Here is a 6653-nt window from a genome sequence, read left to right as displayed (position 1 = left end):
GCGGGCCCCGGGGCCCGCGCGCCGCGCGCTCCCGTCCGCCGCGGGCACTCGGCGGGCATCCTGGGGTGACGTTCACGGCAACGCGAATGCGCCCGTCGCTCCACCGATAGACTGCGGACCAACACAAGCGCGTCAGGCTCACAGCGTCGTGCGTCTCCACGCGGCTGCCCCCCTCCACCGCCTTCGGCCGTCGGGACGGCCGTTTCGGAACTGGACCAGTGAGGACTGAGGACCCCGTGAGCACTGCTTCGTCTCGCAAGCCCGTCGTACTCATCGCCGAGGAGCTGTCGCCCGCCACGGTCGACGCGCTCGGCCCCGACTTCGAGATCCGGCACTGCAACGGTGCCGACCGTGCCGAACTCCTGCCCGCCATCGCCGACGTGGACGCCGTCCTCGTCCGGTCCGCCACCCGGATCGACGCGGAGGCCGTGGCGGCCGCCAAACGGCTGCGCGTCGTCGCCCGCGCCGGCGTCGGCCTGGACAACGTCGACGTCTCGGCCGCCACCAAGGCCGGCGTCATGGTGGTCAACGCTCCCACCTCCAACATCGTCACCGCCGCCGAGCTGGCCTGCGGTCTGCTGATCGCCACCGCGCGGAACATCCCGCAGGCCGACGCCGCGCTGAAGAACGGCGAGTGGAAGCGGTCGAAGTACACCGGTGTCGAGCTGTCCGAGAAGACGCTCGGTGTGGTCGGCCTCGGCCGGATCGGCCTGCTCGTCGCCCAGCGGATGACCGCCTTCGGCATGAAGGTCGTCGCCTACGACCCGTACGTCCAGCCCGCGCGTGCCGCGCAGATGGGTGTCAAGCTCCTCTCCCTCGACGAGCTGCTGGAGTGCGCCGACTTCATCACCGTGCACCTGCCGAAGACTCCGGAGACCCTCGGGCTCATCGGCGACGAGGCACTGCGCAAGGTCAAGCCGAGCGTGCGGATCGTCAACGCGGCCCGCGGCGGCATCGTGGACGAGACGGCGCTGGCCGCCGCCCTGAAGGAGGGCCGGGTGGCCGGCGCCGGGCTGGACGTCTACGCCGTCGAGCCGTGCACCGACTCCCCGCTGTTCGAGTTCGACAACGTGGTCGCCACCCCGCACCTGGGCGCCTCCACGGGCGAGGCCCAGGAGAAGGCCGGCATCGCGGTCGCGAAGTCGGTGCGCCTGGCGCTGGCCGGTGAGCTGGTGCCGGACGCCGTCAACGTCCAGGGCGGGGTGATCGCGGAGGAGGTCAAGCCCGCGCTGCCGCTCGCCGAGAAGCTCGGTCGCATCTTCACCGCGCTGGCCGGGGAGGTCGCCGTGCGGCTGGACGTCGAGGTCTACGGCGACCTCACCCAGCACGACGTGAAGGTCCTCGAACTGTCCGCCCTCAAGGGCGTGTTCGAGGACGTCGTCGACGAGACCGTCTCCTATGTGAACGCCCCGCTCTTCGCCCAGGAGCGCGGCGTGGAGGTCCGGCTGACCACGGGTTCGGAGTCCCCCGAGCACCGCAGCGTGGTGACCGTCCGCGGCACGCTCGCCGGCGGTGACGAGGTGTCGGTCTCCGGCACGCTCGCCGGTCCCAAGCACCTCCAGAAGATCGTCGCCGTCGGCGACCACGACGTCGACCTGGCCCTCGCCGACCACATGGGCTTCCTGCGCTACGGCGACCGCCCCGGCGTCGTCGGCACCCTCGGCCGCATCCTCGGCGAGGCCGGCATCAACATCGCCGGCATGCAGGTCTCCCGCGCGGCGGAGGGCGGCGAGGCCCTGGTCGCGCTCACGGTCGACGAGGCGATCCCGGCCTCGGTCCTCGCGGAGATCTCGGAGGAGATCGGCGCGGCGTCGGCGCGCGCGGTCAACCTCGCCGACTGAGACCTCGCCGACTGAAGACCGCGCCGACTGAAGACCGCGCCGACCGAGACGGCGCACGGGCGGCCGGGCGGGACGGCCCGCCCGCCCGTGCCCGTCCCCACCGCCCCGGGGGCGCTCGCTACGCTCGGTGCATGGGTGCACCAGAACAGTCCGCCGATCCGCCCTATCTGCGGATCGCCGCCGAACTCCGTGACCGCATCGCGTCCGGCGAGCTGGGCGCCGGTGAGAAGGTGCCGTCGACCCGGCAGATCACGCGGGAGTGGGGCGTGGCGATGGCCACCGCCACGAAGGTCCTCACCGTCCTGCGCCGGGAGGGGCTGGTCCGGGCGGTGCCCGGCGTCGGCACGGTCGTGGACGCCCCCGGCCCGGCGAGGACGGTGCCGGCCCCGCGGCGCCCCCGGCGGCGCGAGACTGACCCGGCGCTCACGCGCGAGCGCGTCGTCCGGACGGCCGTGGCCCTCGCCGACGCCCAGGGTTCGGCGGCGCTGTCGATGCGCGCCATCGCCGCCGAGCTCGGTGTCCCCACGATGTCCCTGTACCGGCACGTCTCCGGCAAGGACGAGCTCGTGGAGCTGATGGCCGACGCTGTGTTCGGCGACATCGAACTCCCCGCCGACGGGGCGGCGGACTGGCGCTCCCGGCTCGCGGCCTCCGCGCGGTTGCAGTGGGCGCTCTACCGCCGTCACCCGTGGCTGGCGAAGGTCATGTCCTACACCCGCCCGCTGCTGTCCGGCAACGCGATCGCCCTGATGGAGTGGACCCTCGCCCCGGTCCGCGGCCTCGGCCTCGCGGCCGGCGAACTGCTGCACATCTCGGTCACCGTCTCCGGGTACGTCCGCGGCATCGCGGTCAACCTGGAGGACGAGGCGGAGGCGGAGCAGGACACGGGCCTGACGAACGACGAGTGGCTCGACTCCCGCGAAGGACGGCTGGGCGAGCTGCTGGCCCTGGGCCACTACCCGGTCTACCAGCGCATCCTCGGCGAACCGGACCACGACTTCTCGCTGGACTCGATGTTCGAGTTCGGTCTGGAGCGGCTGCTGGACGGGCTGGGGATCTTCCTCGCCGGGGCGCGGGGCGGGGCGCCGTCCGCTCGCTGACCCGGGAAACAAGCCGCCCCCGGCCGGGCTGGGGGGCCTGGCCGGGGGCGGAGCTCACCGCGGGGCGGGTCAGCCCATGTGCGGGTAGCGGTAGTCGGTCGGCGGGACCAGGGTCTCCTTGATGGAGCGGGTCGAGACCCAGCGCTGGAGGTTGCTCGCGGCACCGGCCTTGTCGTTGGTGCCCGACGCGCGGCCGCCGCCGAAGGGCTGCTGGCCGACGACGGCGCCCGTCGACTTGTCGTTGATGTAGAAGTTGCCCGCGGCGAAGCGGAGCTTCTCCATCGCGTCGGCGACGGCGTAGCGGTCCTGGGCGATGATCGAGCCGGTCAGGGCGTAGGCCGAGACGGACTCCATCTGCGCCAGCATCGCGTCGAAGTCGGCGTCCTCGTAGACGTGGACGGCGAGGATCGGGCCGAAGTACTCGGTCGTGAAGACCTCGTTCGCCGGGTCGGTGCACTCGATGACGGTCGGGCGGACGAAGTAGCCGACCGAGTCGTCGTAGCTGCCGCCGGCGATGATCGTGCAGGTCGGGTCGGCCTTGGCACGGTCGATCGCGGCCTTGTTCTTGGCGAAGGAGCGGTCGTCGATGACGGCGCCGATGAAGTTCGTCAGGTCGGTGACGTCACCCATGGTGATGCCGTCGACCTCGGCCGCGAACTCCTCCTTGAAGCCGTCCTCCCAGATGGAGCGCGGGATGTAGGCGCGGGAGGAGGCGGAGCACTTCTGGCCCTGGAACTCGAAGGAGCCGCGGGTCAGAGCGGTCTTCAGCACGGCGCGGTCGGCGCTCGGGTGGGCGACGACGAAGTCCTTGCCGCCGGTCTCGCCGACCAGGCGCGGGTAGGACCGGTACTTCTCGATGTTGTTGCCGACCGTCTTCCAGAGGTACTGGAAGGTCTTGGTCGAGCCGGTGAAGTGGATGCCGGCCAGCTCGGGGTGGTTCAGGGCCACCTCGGAGACGGCGATGCCGTCGCCGGTCACCAGGTTGATGACGCCCTTGGGCAGGCCCGCCTCCTCCAGCAGCTGCATCAGCAGCACGGCGGAGTGGGTCTGGGTGGGGGACGGCTTCCAGACGACCACGTTGCCCATCAGGGCCGGGGCGGTCGGCAGGTTGCCGGCGATGGCCGTGAAGTTGAACGGCGTGATCGCGTAGACGAAGCCCTCCAGCGGGCGGTGGTCGCTGCGGTTCCACACGCCGGCGGAGTTGGCGACCGGCTGCTCGGCGAGGATCTGACGCGCGAAGTGCACGTTGAAGCGCCAGAAGTCGACGAGCTCGCAGGGGGTGTCGATCTCGGCCTGCTGGGCGGTCTTGGACTGGCCGAGCATGGTGGAGGCGGCCATCGTCTCGCGCCAGGGGCCGGCCAGCAGGTCGGCGGCGCGCAGGATGATCGCGGCACGGTCGTCGAAGGACATCGCGCGCCAGGCCGGGGCGGCGGCCAGGGCCGCGTCGATCGCGTCCTGGGCGTCCTGCTGGGTGGCGTTGTGGAAGGTGCCGAGGACGGCCGCGTGGTTGTGCGGCTGCACGACCTTGACGGGCTCGCCACCGCCCATGCGCTTGACGCCACCGATGGTCATCGGCAGGTCGATGGGGTTGTCGGCCAGCTCCTTGAGCTTGGCCTCCAGCCGGCCGCGCTCGGCCGAGCCGGGGGCGTAGCCGTGCACCGGCTCGTTGACCGGCGCGGGGACCTGGGTCACAGCGTCCATGAGTTCCGTGTCTCCTTACGGGCTCTTTGCGGTGGGGCGGGGTCTCAGCCCTTGGTGAGAATGGAGCGGGCGAAGAACAGCAGGTTCGCGGGCTTCTCGGCGAGGCGGCGCATGAAGTAGCCGTACCAGTCGGTGCCGTACGCCGTGTAGACGCGCATCCGGTGGCCCTCCGCGGCCAGCCGGACGTGCTCGTCGCTGCGGATGCCGTACAGCATCTGGAACTCGTACTCGTCCAGCTTGCGGCCCGCCTGCCGGGCCAGCTCCTGTGTGATGGCGATCAGTCGCGGGTCGTGCGAACCGATCATCGGGTAGCCCTCGCCCGCCATCAGGATCCTGACGATGCGGACGAACGCCTTGTCGATCTCGGCCTTGTCCTGGTACGCGACGGAGGCGGGCTCCTTGTACGCACCCTTCACGATACGCACCCGGCTGCCGGCCGCGGCGAGACGCCGGGCGTCGTCCTCGGTGCGGAAGAGGTAGGCCTGGATGACGCAGCCGGTCTGCGGGAAGTCCTTCCGGAGCTCCTCGTGGATGGCGAACATCGAGTCGAGGGTGGTGTGGTCCTCGGCGTCCAGCGTAACCGTGGTGCCGATGGCGGCGGCGGCCTCGACGACGGGGCGGACGTTGGCGAGGGCCAGCTCGTGGCCGCCCTCCAGCGCCTGGCCGAACATGGAGAGCTTGACCGACATCTCGGCCCGCTCGCCCAGGCCCAGCTCCTTGAGGCGCTCGATGAGCTCCAGGTAGGCGTCGCGCGCCGCGTAGGACTGCTCGACGGTGGTGATGTCCTCGCCCACCACGTCGAGGGTGACCTCCAGGCCCTTGGCCGCGGCGTCCTCGACGATGGGAATGACCTGGTCGACGGTCTCGCCGGCGATGAAGCGGTCGACGACCTGCTTGGTGCCCGGGGCGGCCGAGACGAAACGGCGCATGCGGTCGCTGCGCGAAGCGGCGAGGATCACGGGACCCAGCACGGGCACCTCCACGATGACGGCCGGTCCCACCTGGGGAAACGGCATAAGTAACTCATCGTGAAACTTAGGATTCGCGGCCATCCTCCCGCCATCGACAGCTGTCACGCATCCGTGGCCGGGATCTCAGACATGTGTATGAGAATGGATACGGTACGGACGGATCGGGAACGGGGGCGCCATGCGGGGCGAGTATCAGCAGCTCGTGGACGAGATCTCGGCGGCGCTGGGCGCTCCCGCCACGCTGGAGGACCGGGATTTCGGTCTCATCGCCTTCGGCGCCCACGGGGGTGACGACGATCTCGAGCTGTCCATGGACCCGGTGCGCACCCGGTCGATCCTCCAGCGGCGGTCGACGGCGGCGGTCCGGGCGTGGTTCGAGGGCTTCGGCATCGCGCGGGCGCAGAGTCCGCTGCGCATTCCGCCGGACCCGGCGGCCGGGGTCTTCAAGGGCCGGATCTGCCTGCCCGTGCGGCACCGGGGCGTGGTGCACGGCTATGTGTGGCTGCTGGACGACGGTCCGCTGTCGGGGCTGGAGCTCGGCCCGCGGGGCATGGACGCCCGGCTGGTGCAGGCCATGGAGACGGCGGCCCGCATCGGGGCGCTGCTGGCGGCCGAGGCCCGGGCGGGCGCGGAGCTGGGCGAGCTGCTGCGTGAGCTGCTGACCGCGCGGCCGGCTGCCGCGGAGGCGGCGCGGGCTGCGCTGCGGGAGGCGCTGGGGCCGGCGGCGGACGGCCCGCTGGCGCTGGTGGCGGTGGTGCCGTGGCGGCCGACGGGCGAGGGGGACGGCGAGGACGGCGGCGCGTCGGCGCTCGCGGCGCAGTCGGGGGTGGCCGCGATGTGCCCGCTGCCCGGGGCCCTGCCGGACGGCTCGGCGGCGCTCGCCGCCCTGGTGCGGCTGCGGGCCACGACCTCCCAGGCCCCGGCCCGTACGGCGGCGGACCGGCTGCATGCGGTGAAGCCCGAAGCCGACGTGCTCGGGGTCGCAGATCACGCTGCCGGGCAGCCGCCGCTGGAGCTCGTGTGCGGTCTGTGTCTTGCCG

The 6653-nt window shown here is 71.9% G+C and carries 4 protein-coding genes and 1 pseudogene; 3 read left to right on the top strand and 2 right to left on the bottom strand.

Going from position 1 to position 6653, the window contains the following annotated elements:
- The first annotated feature begins 236 nt into the window (after positions 1 to 236).
- On the top strand, positions 237 to 1841 hold the full coding sequence (serA, locus tag AB0K09_RS27705; RefSeq protein WP_366068142.1) for a phosphoglycerate dehydrogenase: 1605 nt from the start codon (positions 237 to 239) through the stop codon (positions 1839 to 1841).
- A 131-nt stretch (positions 1842 to 1972) separates the two neighbouring features.
- Positions 1973 to 2941 carry a TetR/AcrR family transcriptional regulator C-terminal domain-containing protein gene (locus AB0K09_RS27700; RefSeq protein ID WP_366068141.1) on the top strand — a complete coding sequence of 323 codons (969 nt, stop codon included), beginning with the start codon at positions 1973 to 1975 and terminating at the stop codon, positions 2939 to 2941.
- A 69-nt stretch (positions 2942 to 3010) separates the two neighbouring features.
- Here the strand turns inward: AB0K09_RS27700 and pruA are convergent, their stop codons facing one another.
- Both pruA and AB0K09_RS27690 read right to left on the bottom strand, forming a co-directional pair.
- Positions 3011 to 4642, bottom strand: coding sequence for an L-glutamate gamma-semialdehyde dehydrogenase (pruA, locus tag AB0K09_RS27695; RefSeq protein ID WP_366068140.1), 1632 nt, complete (start codon positions 4640 to 4642; stop codon positions 3011 to 3013).
- A 44-nt stretch (positions 4643 to 4686) separates the two neighbouring features.
- Complete coding sequence (locus AB0K09_RS27690; RefSeq protein ID WP_366068143.1) at positions 4687 to 5613, bottom strand: proline dehydrogenase family protein; 927 nt, start codon at positions 5611 to 5613, stop codon at positions 4687 to 4689.
- A 178-nt stretch (positions 5614 to 5791) separates the two neighbouring features.
- Here AB0K09_RS27690 and AB0K09_RS27685 point away from each other — a divergent pair.
- Positions 5792 to 6653 (top strand): annotated as a pseudogene (locus tag AB0K09_RS27685) (PucR family transcriptional regulator); the annotation flags it as partial.

Origin of the sequence: Streptomyces sp. NPDC049577, from assembly GCF_040675635.1 — a bacterium.
GTDB lineage: Bacteria > Actinomycetota > Actinomycetes > Streptomycetales > Streptomycetaceae > Streptomyces.
The sequence above is the reverse complement of the archived record's forward strand: the minus strand, read 5'-3'. Positions and strand labels throughout refer to the sequence as shown.

Excerpts from the sequence above, each read along its gene's own strand:
- AB0K09_RS27700 (WP_366068141.1), top strand. The coding sequence starts at position 1,973 with ATGGGTGCACCAGAACAGTCCGCCGATCCGCCCTATCTGCGGATCGCC.
- pruA (WP_366068140.1), bottom strand. The coding sequence starts at position 4,642 with ATGGACGCTGTGACCCAGGTCCCCGCGCCGGTCAACGAGCCGGTGCAC.